The organism is Actinomyces sp. 432 (genome assembly GCF_009930875.1).
Classification (GTDB): domain Bacteria; phylum Actinomycetota; class Actinomycetes; order Actinomycetales; family Actinomycetaceae; genus Actinomyces.
The window spans coordinates 903,526-919,665 of the sequence record NZ_CP025249.1 but is presented as its reverse complement, the minus strand read 5'-3'; the positions used below and the strand labels follow the sequence as shown (position 1 = coordinate 919,665).

The following is a 16,140-nucleotide window of genomic DNA, read 5'->3' as shown; positions in this document are numbered from 1 at the left end:
GCGGGCTGCGGATGGAAGTGTCCGCAGCCCGCTCACAGCGAACTCCGCCGTGTCCTTCAACTCAACGGCGTGGCCGGAATATGTGCCGACGCACGGCGCCGGAACTCACGCTCCCGGGCGCAGGAAGGGATAGCCGATAGGCACGGGCATCTCCGCTGACCGGGCAGGGGCGACGGCTACAGCCGGCTCGTGGCGGGCCGGCAGAGTCCGCGGCTTATAGGCGGGCCGGGCATCCTCGTACGCGCGGATGGCCTCCTCGTGGGTGAGGGTGAGCGAGATGTCATCCAGCCCCTCCATAAGGGTCCAGCGCACATAGTCGTCGATCTGGAACACGGTGCGGAAGGAGCCCGCCTCGACGGTGCGCTGCTCCAGGTCCACGGTGATCTCGGTGCCGGGCTCGGTCTCCAGGATCTTCCACAGCTGCTCGGTGTCCTCCTGGCTGATGACCCCGGCTACCAGTCCCTGCTTGCCCGCGTTGCCGCGGAAGATGTCGGCGAAGCGGGGTGCGAGCACCACCTTGAAGCCATAGTCCTTCAGCGCCCACACGGCGTGCTCGCGGGAGGATCCGGTGCCGAAGTCGGGGCCGGCCACCAGCACGCTGGCCCGCTTGTAGGCCTCCTGGTTGAGGATGAAATCGGCCTCGCTCGCCCGCCAGGAGGCGAACAGGGCGTCCTCGAAGCCGGTGCGGGTAATGCGCTTGAGGTAGACGGCCGGGATGATCTGGTCGGTGTCCACCGCGCTGCGGCGCAGGGGGGCGCCGATGCCGGTGTGGCGGATGAACTTCTCCATGCGTGCTCCTCTTTCTCGGGCTCTCGGCAGTGCGGCTCAGGCGGCGAGCGCCGGCAGGTCCGCGGGAGTGGACAGGGTTCCGCGCACCGCGGTGGCGGCGGCGACTACGGGCGAGACCAGGTGGGTGCGCCCGCCCTTGCCCTGGCGGCCCTCGAAGTTGCGGTTAGAGGTGGAGGCGGCACGCTCACCGGGGGCCAGCTGATCGGGGTTCATTCCCAGGCACATGGAGCAGCCGGCATTGCGCCACTCGGCTCCGAACTCCTTGAACACCTCATCCAGCCCCTCGGCCTCGGCCTGCAGCCGGATACGGGCGGAGGCCGGCACCACGAGCATGCGCAGGCCGGGCGCCTTGGTGCGGCCCTTGATGACTTCGGCGGCGGCGCGCAGGTCCTCGATACGCCCATTGGTGCATGAACCGAGGAAGACCGTGTCCACCTTGATGTCGCGCAGCGGGGTGCCGGGCGCCAGGTCCATGTACTCCAGGGCGCGCTCGGCAGCACGACGCAGCGTCTCGTCCGCGATCTCCTCGGGGTCCGGTACCGCCCCGGAGATGGGCAGGCCCTGACCGGGGTTGGTGCCCCACGTGACGAAAGGCTCGATGTCGCTGCCCTTCAGGACGACCTCGGTGTCGAAGACGGCGTCGTCATCGGTGCGCAGGGAGCGCCAGTAGGCGACGGCGGCGTCCCAGTCCTCCCCCTCGGGGGCGTGCGGGCGGCCCTTGAGGTAGGCGAAGGTGGTGTCGTCGGGGGCGATCATGCCGGCGCGGGCACCGGCCTCGATGCTCATGTTGCAGATGGTCATGCGGGCCTCCATCGACAGTTGCTCGATGGCGCGGCCGCGGTACTCGATGACGTGCCCCTGGGCGCCATTAGTGCCGATCTTGGCGATGATGGCCAGGATGATGTCCTTGGCGCCGCTGCCGGCGGGCAGGTCACCGTCGATGAGCACGCTCATGGTCTTGAAGGGGGCCACGGGCAGGGTCTGGGTGGCCAGCACGTGCTCGACCTGGCTGGTGCCGATGCCGAAGGCGAGCGCCCCGAAGGCGCCGTGGGTGGAGGTGTGGGAGTCACCACACACCACGGTCATGCCGGGCTGGGTGAGCCCCAGCTGCGGGCCGACGGCGTGGACGATGCCCTGGTCCGCGTCGCCCAGGGAGTGCAGCCGCACCCCGAATTCGGCGCAGTTGGCGCGCAGGGTCTCAATCTGGGTGCGGGAGGTGACGTCGGCGATGGGCAGGTCGATGTCCAGGGTGGGGGTGTTGTGGTCCTCGGTGGCCATGGTCAGGTCGGGACGGCGGACCTTGCGGCCGGCCAGGCGCAGGCCCTCGAACGCCTGCGGGCTGGTGACCTCGTGGACGAGGTGCAGGTCGATGTAGAGCAGGTCCGGGGCTCCGTCGGTGCCGGGGGCGACGACGTGGTCGCGCCACACCTTCTGTGCCAGGGTCATTCCCATCGCTGCACTTCCTTTCCTAGGACGTTCCGCCCGCATGCCCGCCCGAAGTGTGCGGAACCGGCAAAGACCGGGCCGTTTTCTGACTGCACGCTACTTGAAGTCTCAGCAGTCGGAATGGCAGTATCAGATTATGGACACGTTGGGTGACATTGAAAATGGGAGTGGGGTCGGCGTCATCGACAAGGCCGCTCTGGTCATGAGCGCACTGGAGGCAGGCCCTGCCACGCTGGCGCAGCTCGTCACCGCCACTCACCTGGCACGCCCAACGGCGCACCGCATCGCCGTGGCACTGGAGTTCCACCGGCTGCTGGCCCGCGACGCGCAGGGGCGCTTCATTCTGGGACCGCGCCTGAATGAGCTCGCCTCCGCCGCCGGGGAGGACCACCTGCTGGCCGCCGCCGGCCCCGTGCTGGCGGCCCTGCGGGACAAGACCCACGAGTCAGCACAGCTGTACCGGCGTCAGGGGGACGTGCGCGTGTGCGTGGCCAACGCCGAGCGCCCCATCGGCCTGCGCGACTCCATCCCGGTAGGAGCCACCATGTCCATGCAGGGAGGCTCCGGCGCCCAGGTGCTGCTGGCGTGGGAGGAGCCCGACCGGCTGCACCGCGGCCTGGCAGGCGCCCGCTTCAACGCCACGATGCTCTCTGCGGTTCGCCGCCGCGGCTGGGCCCAGTCCGTGGGCGAGCGCGAGCCGGGTGTGGCCAGCGTGTCGGCACCAGTGCGAGGCGCCAGCGGCAAGGTCATCGCTGCGGTGTCGATTTCCGGGCCGATTGAGCGGATGGGGCGCCAGCCCGGGCGCGTGCACGGCCCCGTGGTGGCGGCCGCGGCGCGCCGCCTGTCCGAGGTTCTGCGCAGCAACGACGAGGGCTGATTCCCCTCTCCCCCTCCCCGCCTCCCTCCTCCCTCGCCGAGGTCGGTCGCTCTGGTTGTCGAGACCGGCACCAGTAACACGCCGAGACCGAGCGAAATGGCGTGCCGCGCCTTCCGCTGGCGTCGACTCATCCACGTACACTCGCCCCATGCGTAGGACCCTGCTCGTCACCAATGACTTCCCGCCCGTCGTCGGCGGCATCCAGTCCTACCTGGACGACTACACCCGGCGTCTGCCCGCCGCGGATCTGACCGTCCTGGCGTCAACACCCCCTGAGGGCCCCGACGCCGCCGCGACCTTCGACCGCGCGGCCGCCTTCGACGTCGTGCGCATGCCCACGCATGTCCTTCTGCCGACCCCGGACGTGCGTCGGCGCATGCAGCAACTCATCCGCGAACGCGAGATCGAGACCGTCTGGTTCGGAGCCGCCGCCCCGCTCGGTCTCCTGGGACGCGCCGCCAAGGAGGCCGGCGCCACCCGCGTCATCGCCACCACCCACGGGCACGAGGTCGGTTGGGGCATGGTGCTCGGAGCCCGCCAGGCATTGCGCCGAATCTTCCGCGAGGCCGACGTCGTCACCTACATCTCCGACTACACACTCGGCGAGCTACGCCCCCACATGCCGCCCGGCCAGGAGGTCCTGCGCCTGCCCAGCGGCATCGACGTCGACCGTTTCCACCCCGACGCCGAGGCGCGCGCCGCCCTGCGCACCCGGTACCGGCTGGGCGACGCTCCCACCGCCGTATGCGTGTCACGGCTAGTGGCCCGCAAGGGGCAGGACTCACTTATCAGTGCCTGGCCGCGCGTGGTCGAACAAGTGCCGGAGGCCCGGCTAGTGATCGTCGGCTGGGGTCCTTACGCGAAGAAGCTGGCTCTACTGCGCCGTTCCTCCCCGGTGCGGGGGTCAATCACCCTCACCGGGAAGGTGCCCTACGACGAGCTGCCCGGCCACGTCGCTATGGGTGACGTCTTCGCGATGCCCTGCCGTACGCGCGGGCAGGGACTCGACGTCGAGGGCCTCGGTATCGTCTTTCTTGAGGCCTCCGCCGCGGGGCTGCCGGTCATCGCAGGCATGAGCGGCGGGGCGCCCGAGACGGTGGTGGAGGACGTGACCGGGAATGTCGTGGACGGCCGCGACGAGGACGCGCTGGTAGCAGCCCTCGTGCGTCAGCTGACCGACCCTGCGCTGCGCGCACGCATGGGCGAGGCCGGGCGCGCGCTCATGGTCGAGAAGTGGACCTGGCCCGGGCTGGTTGACAGCCTGGTGCAGACCATCGACGCCCGGTGACGGCGCGCCTTACCGCGAAGCAGCAGCGGGTGGCCGCCGCGCTCGACTACGCGGGCGAGCTGGAGGCGCCGGCGGCTACAACGCGCAGTGCGCGCAGCTCCGCGATTGCCGTCTCAAAGTCCTCCAGCGAGTTGAAGTCGGAGTACACCGAGGCGAAGCGCAGGTAGGCGACCTCATCCAGCTCACGCAGTGGGTCGAGGATCGCCAGCCCCACTTCGTGCGAGTCCACGATCGCGTGGCCCGTGCCGCGAATCGTCTCCTCCACCTTGTTGGCCAGATGCGCAAGTTGATCATCGGTGACGGGGCGCCCCTGGCAGGCACGCCTCACGCCCCGGATCACCTTCTCGCGCGAAAAGGGCTCGGTAACACCGGATCGCTTGCGCACCGACAGGCTGGCGGCCTCAATGGTGGTGAAACGGCGCCCGCATCTGGTGCACTGCCGCCGACGGCGAATCGAGGCACCATCGTCGGAAGTACGCGAGTCGACCACGCGCGAGCCGCTGTGCTGGCAGTAAGGACAGCGCACGCCGACCACCTCCGGTTGTCCGCATCACTAATACGTTAGGAGGTTATGCGCACAGCGCTTGGTCTGCAAGCGCTTACCGGCGTTGCACGAGGCGGTTCATCGCGCCGGGACGATCAGGGTCTGCCCCGGCTGCAGCGTGGAGCTAGTCAGGCCGTTCAGCTCCACAATCTGCGCCATGACCTCATTGACGTCTCCGGCGCCGGTATCCACGGCTACGTCCCACAGGGACTGGCCGGACTGGACGGTGGCCGTGGTGGTATTAACCGGTACCGACTGGAATCCGGACAGCACTATGCCGCCGGCCGCCACCAGCACCGCCGCAAGCACTACGGCACCTCCAGCCAGGAAGCGCCGCACGACGGCCGGCACAGTTGCGTCGGCCTCACTGCGCGCGGCCGCCACCCGCGCCTCACGCGTAGCCGACGCGGCCACCCCCTGCCGCAGTTGGGCCCTGACGGACGGGTGCATGGGTGCGAGCGCTTCCAGCGACGCTTCTCTCCCGCTACCGGAGGGGGACGCCGAGTGGCGCGCCTCCACGGGACGCTCCTGGCCCGCCCTGGGCGTGAGTTCACGCTGGTGCCGTGGAGCGACTGGGCGCCGAGCTGGTCCCGCGGGCACGAGGACCTCCGCGGCAGGAGCACCACCGTCAACCACGCGCAGCCGAGGACGGCGCGAGCCCGCCGATCGTGCGGGACTCCCCGCTCCGGCGGTCGCCTCAAGGCCGGAAGCACCCGAGACCACGGACTGCGCGGACGCCCGGCCGCCCTCAATGGAAACCAGCCGCGGCCGCGGGGGCAGGGGAACGGCAAGAGCACTCATGACACCCTCCTAGAACACATGTTCGACGAACGCCTGTTCGATAGATTACCGGTAAGCGGCCGACACGTCCAGAGCACTTTCGAACACATGTTTGAGTGCTCGGATGATCGGCCGTAGGCTTACGGGACCAGGCCACCACAGGCCACCGACACGAATTCGGGCCCCTTATCCGGCACCCGCCCCCGCGGTCACCGGCAGCCCGGGAAACGAGGACAGGAGATGAGCGCAACCACCGGGCCGGAGAGCCGTCGCCGCTCGGACAAGGCCTCCGGCTCCGCCGACCTTTCCGCGCCCGTCGAGCCGGAGGCACTGCACACCCTGGACCCGCGCGCCCGCGCGGTCTACGAGTCCGTGTGCGAGGCGGTGGCCACCCAGGGCTACCCGCCCTCCATGCGTGAAATCGGCGCCCAGGTGGGCTTGACCAGCCCCTCTTCAGTCAAGCACCAGCTGGACAAGCTCGAACGCCTCGGCCTGGTGCGGCGCGATCCGAATCGGCCGCGCGCCCTGGAGGTCGTAGAGCCCACGGCTCAGCCCGCCCCCGCACCCGCGGGCTCCGACGCCGCACCGGAGCCGTCACTCCCGGTACTTCCGGGCGTTGCCGATGGCGAGGCCGTGGCCGTTCCCCTGGTGGGCCGCATCGCAGCCGGCTCACCAATCCTGGCCGAGCAAGAGGTTGAGGACGTAGTGGCGCTTCCACGTCGGCTTACCGGTGACGGCGAGCTATTCATGCTGGAGGTCCACGGTGACTCCATGATCGACGCAGCGATCTGCGACGGTGACTGGGTGGTTGTACGCGCCCAGCCCGATGCTGACAACGGTGATGTGGTGGCGGCGATGGTTGAGGACGTCGATGGCGCCTCCGCCACCGTCAAGGTGCTTTCACGCCGGGACGGGCACCAGTGGCTACTGCCACGCAATCCCGACTACGCCCCTATCCCAGGGGACGAGGCCACCATCATGGGCAAGGTTGTCACCGTGCTGCGAGCGCTGTAGGCCGCACCCTGCACGGCTCGATTGCGTCCGCCGTCGGCCGCGGCCCGCACAGCAACGTAGGAGGGGTCGGCCCCATCGGGGCCGGCCCCTCCTGTACCCACCTTCCAGTGGCAGGATTCTGCTACGGCGCAATCGGCACTGTGATGCCTGTAGACGCGGCCCTCACTAGAGCGCCGCGCGCCTTCAGTAGCCCAGCCCGCGCGCCACCTCGCGCAGCCGCTCGGCGGAGGCGGTCAGCCGGTCGCGCTCGTCGAGGGTGAGGGGCAGCTCCAGACGGCGTCCAGCACCCTCACGGCCGACGATCGTGGGAACCGCCATGCACACGTCGGAGATGCCGTGCCAGTTGTCCAGCAGCGGCGAAATGGTCAGCACCCGCTGCTCATCGTTGAGGATCGCCCCGATGATGCGGGAGACGGCCAGGCCGACGGCGTAGTTGGTGGCGCCCTTGCCCTCGATGATGCGGTAGGCGGAGCGGACCACGTCATGGGCGATGCGGTCGCGCTTGGCCTGGTCAAAAACTCCGCCGTCGAGAGTCTTGCCCCACTGGGTGATCGGCACGCCGCCGATCTCGGTGGAGGACCACAGGGCGACCTCGGAGTCGCCATGCTCACCGGCAATGTATCCGTGGATGTTCTGGGTTGCGGTGCCGGTCTCCAGGGAGACGAGGTACCGCATGCGAGCCGTGTCCAGGACGGTCCCGGAGCCGAAGATCTGGTTCTCAGGCAGCCCGGTGATCTTCTTGGCGCAATACGTGACCACATCAACCGGGTTGGCCACCATCAGGAAGATGGCGTTGGGAGCGACCTCTACCAGCTTGGGCAGGATCTTCTCCATGATGCCAACAGTGGCGCCGGCAAGCTCCAGGCGGGACTGGCCGGGCTTCTGCTTGGCTCCGGCAGTGACAGCGATCACGTCCGCGTCGCGGCAGATCTCCGGGTCATCAGAGCCGGATACGGCGCCTGCGGAGGTGAACTGGATGCCCTGGGCGATGTCGAGGGCCTCGGCCTCGACCTTCTCCTTAACGATGTCCTGCAGGACAACCTCGCGGGCGACGCCCTTGGTGACGCACGCGTAGGCGAGCGTGGAGCCAACCGCGCCCGCACCGATGATGGCGACCTTAGAAGGACGGCCTGAGCGAGCCGTCGGGTACGAACCTTGAGCGCTGTTGGTAATCGTGGGGTCTGACACTGTGTTCCTCCGAATCTGAACGGTTGTCAGTTTGGTGAGCTGGCCCACCCAGGAGACAGAGTACGCGGTCGGGACCGGCGCCGCACGAGTACGGGGAAAATCTCCGGGCTTCACCTGCCGGCGGCCAGCCGCCCCAGCGCACCCAGGACGACGTCGCGGTCCCGGGTAGGCCACAGCGGCGGCATGGAGCGGGCCAGGAATGCCCCATAGCGCGCCGTACGCAGCCGGGGGTCCAATACGGCGACGACGCCGCGGTCGTCCGCCCGGCGTACCAACCGCCCCGCCCCCTGCGCCAGCAGCAAGGCGGCGTGCGTGGCCGAGACGGTCATGAAGCCGTTGCCGCCAGCTGCGGTGACGGCCTCGCTGCGCGCCTGGGCGACCGGGTCGTCTGGTCGGGGGAAGGGAATACGGTCGATCACTACCAGCCGGCAGGTGCGGCCGGGCACGTCCACGCCCTGCCACAGGGACAGGGTTCCCACCAGGCAGGCGTCCTCATCGGCGGCGAAGGCCTCCACCAGGGTGGGCAGCCGGTCCTCTCCCTGCGCGTACACGTTCAGCTCGGTGCGCTCGCGCAGCAGCGCCGCGGCGTCGTCAGCGGCCCGCCGGGAGGAGAACAGGCCGAGCATGCCGCCGCGACTGGCCTCGGCCAGCGCCACCACCTCCTCCAGGGCCTCCTCGGAGATGCCCGCGCCGGGGCGCGGCAGGTGGGTGGGGGTGTACAGGATGCCCTGGCGCGCGTAGTCGAAGGGGGTGCCGACGTCGAGCCCCTCCCAGTCGGCGTCGGCGAGCGTGAGCCCGAGGGCCGCAGCCATGGGGTTGAAGCTGCCGCCCAGGGCCAGGGTGGCGGAGGTGAGCACGGCGGCGCGGTCGGCGAGCAGTGTGTCGGCCACCGATCCGGCCACGTCGATGGGCGCCAGGGTCAGCCGCGGCGGATCGGCGCCCAGGCGCGGGCGCTCCACCCAGGCGACGTCGCGGCGTTGGGCCACCGAATCGGAGGTCATGCGCTCAACCACGTCGGTCATGTCGGCGACCGCCGTACGAGCCAGGGCCACTCCCCCGGCCTCGGCACCCGCCTGCCCGCCGCCCTGGCTCGCCGCGCGGGCGGCGTCGCGCACGTCGGTGAGCACCTGCCGGCAGGCGGCCTCCAACAGGGTGAGGGCGTCCGCGAGCGCCGGCGGCAGCCCTTCGGCCAGGCGCCCGTCGGGCAGTTCCGCCAGCGCCAGCTGCAGGGTCTGCCCCGCCTCCTCCAATTCGTTGACCAGCACGCCGGCGTGGCGGCGGGCGGTCGCGGCCACGCGCGCGACGGCTGCGGCGGACAGGCTGGCGGTGCCCTGGGAGCGCACCCGGTCGGCGAGCTCGTGGGCCTCGTCTACCACCAGCACCTCGTGCTCGGGCAGCACGCCGGGATTGCCGGCCACGGCGATGCCGAGCATGGCGTGGTTGGTGACCACCACGTCGGCCTCCGCGGCGGCGGCGCGGGCGAGCACGGGGAAGCACTCGTCGTGCAGGGGGCAGCTGCTGCCCAGGCATTCCGCGGCGGCCACGGAGGCCTGTGCCCAGGCGCGGTCGGACACGCCGGGCACCAGGTCGTCGCGGTCCCCGGTGTCGGTCTGCTCGGCCCACTGCCGCAGCCGCACCACCTGTTCGCCGAGTGTCTGCTCGGTACCCTCGCCGATGCGGGCACGGGGCGTGGCCGCGGCAGCGGAGAAGAGGGTGTCGGCGTCGTCGTCGGGGTAACCGCCGGCCAGGCGGTGGCGGCACAGGTAGTTCTGCCAGCCCTTGAGCAGGGCGACGGAGGGCCGTACGCCGGTGGTGCGCTCGACGGCGTCGGCGGCCAGTGGGGCGTCCTTGGTGAGCACCTGGCGCTGCAGGGCGAGGGTGGCGGTAGACACGACCGTGCGCTCTCCGGCGTCAACGGCGTGCACCATGGCGGGCACCAGGTAGGCCAGCGACTTGCCGGTGCCGGTGCCGGCCTGGACGAGCAGGTGCCCGCCGGTCTCCATGGCGTGGGATACGCGCGCCGTCATCTCGGTCTGGCCCTCGCGCGGGCTGCCGCCGAGTGCGGTCACGGCGGCGTCCAGCGCGGCCCGGGTACGTGCCTGCTCCGCCGTCGCGCCCGACTCGCCCGGGGCGGCCGCGGGGGTGCGGGCAGTTGCGGCGTCGGCGTCCTTATTCGCCCGGCCCACCGGGGCAGGCGCACTCATTTCGCGCACGGGCTCACCCGGCGGCGGGTCCGGCAACATCGACGGCGGCCAGCTCGGCCGCCAGGGCGGCGTCCACGCGGGCGACCACATGCGTGCCGGCCTCGACGTACTCGACGGCGGTGATGTCGCCGTCGGCGTGCACCCGGGAGACCAGCTCCCCGCGCGAGTACGGGATCACGACGTCCACGGCCACGTCCGGGCGCGGCAGCATGGCCTCGATGCGGTCGCGCAGCTCCGCCAGCCCCTGGCCCGTGCGGGCGGAGACGACGACGGCGCCGGGCAGGCGGGTGCGCAGGGCGGCCAGGGTGACCGGGTCGGCCAGGTCCGCCTTGTTCAGCGCGATCAGTTCGGGCACGTCCAGGGCGCCGGGGATGTCGGCCAGGACGGCGTGGACGGCGGCGATCTGCCCGAGCGGGTCGGGGTGGGCGGCGTCGACCACGTGCAGCAGCACGTCCGCCTCGGCGACCTCCTCCAGGGTGGAGCGGAAGGCCTCGATCAGCTCGTGCGGCAGGCTGCGCACGAAGCCGACCGTGTCGGTGAGGGTGTAGATGCGCCCGTCGGCGGCCTCGGCCTTGCGGACGGTGGGGTCCAGGGTGGCGAACAGGGCGTTCTGCACCATGATGTCGGCGCCGGTCAGGCGGTTCATTAGGGAGGACTTGCCGGCGTTGGTGTAGCCGGCGATCGCGACCGAGGGGATGGGGCCGCGGCGCCGCGAGCCGCGCTTGACCTCGCGGGAGGGCGCCATGGCGCGGATCTCGCGGCGAAGCTTGGCCATGCGCTGGCGGATGCGGCGGCGGTCCAGTTCGATCTTGGTCTCGCCGGGCCCGCGCGAGCCGATGCCCTGACCGCCGGCGACCCGTCCGCCGGCCTGCCGGGACATGGACTCGCCCCAGCCGCGCAGGCGCGGCAGCAGGTACTCCAGCTGCGCCAGCTCCACCTGGGCCTTGCCCTCACGGGACTTAGCGTGCTGGGCGAAGATGTCCAGGATCAGGGCGGTGCGGTCCACGACCTTGGCGTCCACCACGTCCTCCAGCGCACGCCGCTGGGAAGGCGCAAGCTCGCCGTCGACGACGACCGTGTCCGCGCCGGAGTCGGCGACCATCTGAGCCAGCTCCTTGGCCTTACCAGACCCGAGGTAGGTGGCCGGATCGGGGTGGTCGCGGCGCTGGATGAGCGCATCAACCACTTCACTTCCGGCGGTCTCAGCCAGGGCGGCGAGTTCGCGCAGGGAGGTCTCGGCATCCTGGGCGGCAGTGGTGTACGCGGCGCCGTTGACCACCGGAGCGCCGAGGGCGGCGTGGGTGCCGGCGTTGGGGTGGGCGCTCGCATTGGCGTGCGCGACAACCGCGCCGGACTGGGGCAGTTCGAGGCCGACGAGGATGACGCGCTCGAGACGAACCTGCCGGTACTCGACCTCGCTGATGTCCTCCTGATCGGTGGACAGTCCCGCCACGCGGCGGGTGCCGGCGCGGGCCTCGCGTTCCAGGGCGCCGGCGTCGGACTCGTGGTACTGCCGGTGCCCGGCGGTGGAGGCCAGGGCGGTGCCGGCGCGGGAGCGGACCCGGGAGGCGAGCGCCGCGGCGGGGTCGGTGTCACCAAGAAGACCAGCGTCGTTGTCGGCGGCGACAGTGCCGTCGGCGCTGTCAGTGACGGCGGGGAGGGCGTGGTCGGCGGAGTGGCTGTGATGCTGAGTGTTATCCATGCGGGTTCAGATCCTACTGCCCACCCTCCGCCTTGCCGAGCGCCCGCGGGCCCCGTTCGCCGTAGGCGGTCGCACCGGCCGCAGCCGCGCCGATACGCTCGGGCGGTGAGCTCCCGCGAGTCCGACATGCCGCAGGCCGACGCCGTCGCCTCGGCCGACAGCCCCGCCGCGGCTGATTCCGCCTCCTTCGCAGGCTCCGCCGCGGTCCCGGGGGCGCCGCCGCCCCCGCCGCCGTCGCTGCGCGCCCTGGCGTCCACGCCGGTGGGGCGCCTGGCCACAGCGATGCTGGTAGTGGAGCTGCTGGCCGGCATGCAGACCTACATCAACCAGACGGTGCTGCCGCTGGTGGCCACGGACCTGGGCGCCCGCGCCCACTACGGGCTGGTGACGGCCGCCGCCATGGTGCCGACCTTCCTGACCATGCCGCTGGGCGGCACCATGCTGGCCCGCTGGCGGGCCGACCGGCTGATGACGACGCTCACCGCCGTACTGGTGGCGGGGGCCGTCACCGGGGCGCTGGCCCCGGGCGTGGGGGTGTACGTGGCCGGCGAGGTGCTGCGAGGTCTGGCCGCCGGGGCACTCGCGACGGTGAGCATGGGCGTGCTGGTGGCGGGGCTGCCGGAGGCGTGGCGGCGGCTGTTCCTGGCAGCCGGCTCGGCCACCTGGATCGTGTCCTCCGTCCTCGGCCCGGGATATGCGGCTGTGGTCTCCGAGGCCTGGGGATGGCGGTGGGCGCTGGTCGCCTACGTGCCGCTCCTGGTAGCGGCCAGGCTGGTGATGGCCCGTGCGATTCGGGGCCTGCATGTGGACGACGACGAGGCCCGTCCCCCGCTGGTGCCGGCGCTGGCAATGGCAGTCGGGGTGGCAGGGATCGGTGCGGTGCCGGCGGCGTCGGCATGGTTCGTGCCCGTCGGGGCGGCCGGACTGGCGGCGGTGACGTGGGCCTGCGCCCGGGTGTTCCCCGCCGGGACCATGCGCCTGGCGCCGGGACGGCCCGCGGCGCTGGCCATGCTCGCCTGGCTGTGCGCCGCCTATTTCACGCTGGACTACCTGGTCTCACCCGCCGCCCACGACGTGCTCGGACTGGGGCCGAATGCAGTCGGCTGGGCCCTGACCTGCGCGGGGCTGGCCTGGTCGTCAATCGCCATCTGGACGGCGGCGCACCCTGCCCGCGCCCCGCGCCGCTTCCGGATGCGGATCGGCATGGGGGCAGCGTGCTTCGCTATCGGCGGGACGCTCATGACCCTCGCCTTCGCCGACATTGCGCCCTGGTGGTGCCTGCACGTGGGCTTCGCCACTGCCGGGACCGGGATGGGGCTGACGAATCAGGACACGATGATCCGCTGCGTGACCGCCCCAGAGGACTTGGGCGGAGCGCCGGACGGCATCTCCGAGGCACGCATCGCCACCTCCGTGACTGTGGCGAATGCCGCCGGCGCAGCCACCCTGGGAACCCTGGCGACCACTTTCGTAGCGCCGTCGGCAGCGGGCGTGCGGGCGGACCTGCTGGTGCCGACCACGGCGGCGCTCACCGTGGCGCTTGCTGTCACCCCGCTGCTCGCTCGCAGGGCGGCCTGAGCGGCGCCTGCAACTGCCCAGGACTACTCGCGCCCGGCCCGGTAGTGTCGGGCGGGTGAGCGAGCAGCACTACTTCACCGCCTCCCCCGACTCCCCCGCCGAGGAGCGGCGGCACCACTTCGTCATCCGCGGCACCGAGCACGACGTGACCACCGCGTCCGGCGTGTTCTCCGCCGACCGGCTGGACCTGGGCACGCGAGTACTGCTGCGGCAGGCGCCGCAGCCGCCGCAGACGGGCACCTTCCTGGACCTGGGCTGCGGCTGGGGACCACTGACCCTGGCCCTGGCCGACGCCGCCCCGCAGGCCACCGTGCTGGCCACGGATGTCAACGAGCGCGCTGTGGAGCTCACCGGCCGGAACGCCGCCGAGGCCGGGCACAGCCGTGTGCGGGCCGTGCTCGCCGACGCGCTGCTGGAGGAGCTGCGCAGCTCCGGCACCCGGTTGGACCTGATCTGGTCCAACCCGCCAATGCGGATCGGCAAGCCCGCGCTGCACGCACTGCTGGCGGACTGGCTGAGGCTGCTCGCGGACGACGGCGAGGCCTGGCTCGTGGTGCAGAAGAACCTCGGTGCGGACTCGCTGGCCAAGTGGCTGGGCGACCAGGGCTGGAAGGTCGAGCGCGAGGCCTCCTCGAAGGGCTACCGCGTCCTGCGCGTAACCCGCTGACCCCACCACCCCTGCCCCGCCCCCTCGCCGAGACCGGCACTAGTAACACACCGAGACCGGTCGAAATCGCTCGCCGCGACCGGCCGCTAATCAGGCCCCACCGCTCCCTCACTCCCACATTGCGCCAGTAGGAGCCGTGTTCGTGATCGCCGGACAGGGTTGCCGCGCATCGTCTCGGGGGTATAGTTACTTCCGGTTTTGAACACTCATCGGAGAGGCTGAGGGGCGGACATGACCGAGTCATTCCCGTTGCAACCGTCGCCCGGCGCGGTCCTCACGGGCCAGGCGGCCGCACAACAGCTAACGACCATGGGGCTCGATGCAGGCCTCCTGGCCGAGGCGTGTCACGAGGGTCTTCAGGCCACCATCAACCAACACACGCCATTCGATCCGGTTATTGCCTTCGGCTTTGAGCACTGGGCGAAGACCGTCAGCGCTGTACGTAAGTATCTGGACAGCCTCGGCTGGCGGGCCCACGACCGCGCCAATGCGCCCCGCTCGGTTAGCCCTAACAAGGATCTGACCGCCATTGCCGCTATGGGAGGGAACGCCAACACCGGAAACCCGGACAAACGGCCCGCCAACGCGAGAAGCAAGGGCACTGTCTTCCGCGACGAAGTTGACGACAATGCCGCCCTCTCGCACATTCAGCTTGCCCACCAGCCCGCCCTCGACTTATCCGAAGGCGTAACAACCGCTGATGCCGCCGTGGCCCGGGGTATTCCACTACACACCTGGATACTGTTGTATTTCTGGGATCGCACTGAGAACGTGCTTCGCTGCGAACTCTCGCTTCCCATAGCATGCGACGACGGCATCATCACGCAATGGCATACCCGCATCATTCTGCCGGAAGCACCACTGGAGCCCGCCGGTCTCGAGGCCATCCCACAGCGAGGGCCCACCGACGACGTCGACTTCGACGTGGTGGCGCTGTAACGCCCACCCCAGTGGCATCGACTCAATCACGACATGTCCATCCACCCCACACGTGTCACAATCGCCCGCGAACGCGGCGGATTGTCCCGGCTAGACCTGGCCACCGCCGTCGGCGTGACCACTCGTACTCTCGCAAACTGGGAAGACAGCGGCGCGCCCGAGACCAGGGCCGACGTGCTCTCAACCGCCACCGCACAACCCGTGGCATTCTTCCAAACTAATCCGGCCGCTGCGGTGACCGATGATCTGATATTCTTCAGAATGCGCCGCCGTACGAGCGCAGCTCTCCTACACCGGGCCACCGCCCTCGGGGCTCTGGGAATGGAAATGTTCAACGAGATGAGCCGGCGACTTGGCCTGCCTGTGCTTGCGCTGCCGGAACTCGATCCGAGCCTGTCCCCTCAAGCGGCGGCTGAGGCGGTGCGCCGACAATGGGCCTTAGGCGACTTCCCACTGCCGAACCTCGTACAGCTTGTTGAGTCCCATGGCATTCGGGTGCTGGGGATCCCGGCGGCCGAGCAGGACGTCGACGCCTTCAGTTTCTGGGGTCAAGATGCACGCCCATACGTGTTCCTCGCCCGCCGGAAGACGCCGGAGCGGTCCCGCTTTGATCTCGCCCACGAGCTCGGACATCTCCTGATGCACTCCAGCACAAAGACCGACGCCGCCACAGACCGGGAGTTGGAACGGGAGGCCAACGTCTTCGCAGCAACGCTCTTGCTCCCGCCCGATTCCGTACGCGCTATGATGCCCTCCGCCCCACCGCTGGACGCAGTTATTGCGCTCGCCCGTCATTTCGGCACTTCCGCCGTCGCCGCGGCACACTCAGTCCACGACGTCGGAAGAGCTTCTGATTGGGGACACCGCCAACTCATGGCCGAACTCACCCGCCGCGGTTTTGAAACCGGTGAGCCCGGCAGCTCACTCCCCTATGAGCGCTCACGGATCCATGACGCCCTGGTGAAACATCTGCGCCAGTCTCGGATAACGACGACTGCCTGGGCGCGCGCCATCGGCCAGCGCCCCGACGATGTCGCGGCCTTTACCCTCGGACAAGCGCTGTCGGTCGCACCCTAAGCCCTGTTCCGCCCGCACCCAAACGCGGAACCCATCTACAGTCCCAT

The 16,140-nt window shown here is 70.4% G+C and carries 14 protein-coding genes; 7 read left to right on the top strand and 7 right to left on the bottom strand.

From position 1 onward, the window contains the following. Positions 1 to 105: 105 nt before the first annotated feature. Together leuD and leuC are read right to left on the bottom strand one after the other, a co-directional pair. Positions 106 to 789 (bottom strand): 3-isopropylmalate dehydratase small subunit, encoded by a 684-nt coding sequence (gene leuD, locus CWT12_RS03780; RefSeq protein ID WP_161923769.1) that lies wholly within the window; start codon positions 787 to 789, stop codon positions 106 to 108. 36 nt (positions 790 to 825) lie between these two features. After that, entirely contained in the window at positions 826 to 2,241 is a 1,416-nt protein-coding gene (gene leuC / locus CWT12_RS03775; RefSeq protein WP_161923768.1) for a 3-isopropylmalate dehydratase large subunit, read from the bottom strand. A 130-nt stretch (positions 2,242 to 2,371) separates the two neighbouring features. Between leuC and CWT12_RS03770 the strand changes: the two genes are divergently transcribed. Together CWT12_RS03770 and CWT12_RS03765 are read left to right on the top strand one after the other, a co-directional pair. Beyond that, the gene (locus tag CWT12_RS03770) at positions 2,372 to 3,112 is read left to right on the top strand and encodes an IclR family transcriptional regulator (RefSeq protein WP_203234105.1); all 741 of its coding nucleotides are present in this window, start codon (positions 2,372 to 2,374) and stop codon (positions 3,110 to 3,112) included. Between the two features lie 148 nt (positions 3,113 to 3,260). Next, positions 3,261 to 4,400, top strand: coding sequence for a glycosyltransferase family 4 protein (locus CWT12_RS03765; RefSeq protein ID WP_161923767.1), 1,140 nt, complete (start codon positions 3,261 to 3,263; stop codon positions 4,398 to 4,400). Between the two features lie 46 nt (positions 4,401 to 4,446). Here the strand turns inward: CWT12_RS03765 and nrdR are convergent, their stop codons facing one another. Both nrdR and CWT12_RS03755 read right to left on the bottom strand, forming a co-directional pair. Beyond that, positions 4,447 to 4,926 carry a transcriptional regulator NrdR gene (gene nrdR, locus CWT12_RS03760; RefSeq protein ID WP_161923766.1) on the bottom strand — a complete coding sequence of 160 codons (480 nt, stop codon included), beginning with the start codon at positions 4,924 to 4,926 and terminating at the stop codon, positions 4,447 to 4,449. Positions 4,927 to 5,022: 96 nt separating this feature from the next. After that, entirely contained in the window at positions 5,023 to 5,745 is a 723-nt protein-coding gene (locus CWT12_RS03755) for a LysM peptidoglycan-binding domain-containing protein (RefSeq protein ID WP_161923765.1), read from the bottom strand. Between the two features lie 219 nt (positions 5,746 to 5,964). Between CWT12_RS03755 and lexA the strand changes: the two genes are divergently transcribed. After that, on the top strand, positions 5,965 to 6,738 hold the full coding sequence (lexA, locus tag CWT12_RS03750; protein ID WP_161923764.1) for a transcriptional repressor LexA: 774 nt from the start codon (positions 5,965 to 5,967) through the stop codon (positions 6,736 to 6,738). A 183-nt stretch (positions 6,739 to 6,921) separates the two neighbouring features. Here the strand turns inward: lexA and CWT12_RS03745 are convergent, their stop codons facing one another. The 3 genes from CWT12_RS03745 to hflX all read right to left on the bottom strand — a co-directional run bounded on the left by CWT12_RS03745 (position 6,922) and on the right by hflX (position 11,832). Next, positions 6,922 to 7,911: an L-lactate dehydrogenase gene (locus CWT12_RS03745; RefSeq protein WP_374939141.1), complete on the bottom strand. Its 990-nt coding sequence runs from the start codon at positions 7,909 to 7,911 to the stop codon at positions 6,922 to 6,924. Positions 7,912 to 8,036: 125 nt separating this feature from the next. Then, the gene (locus CWT12_RS03740) at positions 8,037 to 9,953 is read right to left on the bottom strand and encodes an ATP-dependent DNA helicase (protein WP_237564363.1); all 1,917 of its coding nucleotides are present in this window, start codon (positions 9,951 to 9,953) and stop codon (positions 8,037 to 8,039) included. 190 nt (positions 9,954 to 10,143) lie between these two features. After that, positions 10,144 to 11,832, bottom strand: a complete 1,689-nt coding sequence (gene hflX / locus CWT12_RS03735) for a GTPase HflX (protein WP_161923761.1) — start codon at positions 11,830 to 11,832, stop codon at positions 10,144 to 10,146. Positions 11,833 to 11,937: 105 nt separating this feature from the next. On the opposite strand from hflX, the gene CWT12_RS03730 reads away from it, so the two are divergent. From CWT12_RS03730 to CWT12_RS03715, 4 genes are all read left to right on the top strand, one after another. Next, the gene (locus CWT12_RS03730) at positions 11,938 to 13,410 is read left to right on the top strand and encodes an MFS transporter (RefSeq protein WP_337247903.1); all 1,473 of its coding nucleotides are present in this window, start codon (positions 11,938 to 11,940) and stop codon (positions 13,408 to 13,410) included. A 55-nt stretch (positions 13,411 to 13,465) separates the two neighbouring features. Beyond that, complete coding sequence (locus CWT12_RS03725; protein WP_161923760.1) at positions 13,466 to 14,077, top strand: class I SAM-dependent methyltransferase; 612 nt, start codon at positions 13,466 to 13,468, stop codon at positions 14,075 to 14,077. 231 nt (positions 14,078 to 14,308) lie between these two features. Then, positions 14,309 to 15,016: a hypothetical protein gene (locus CWT12_RS03720; RefSeq protein ID WP_161923759.1), complete on the top strand. Its 708-nt coding sequence runs from the start codon at positions 14,309 to 14,311 to the stop codon at positions 15,014 to 15,016. Positions 15,017 to 15,130: 114 nt separating this feature from the next. Beyond that, complete coding sequence (locus CWT12_RS03715; protein WP_161923758.1) at positions 15,131 to 16,093, top strand: ImmA/IrrE family metallo-endopeptidase; 963 nt, start codon at positions 15,131 to 15,133, stop codon at positions 16,091 to 16,093. Positions 16,094 to 16,140: the final 47 nt, after the last annotated feature.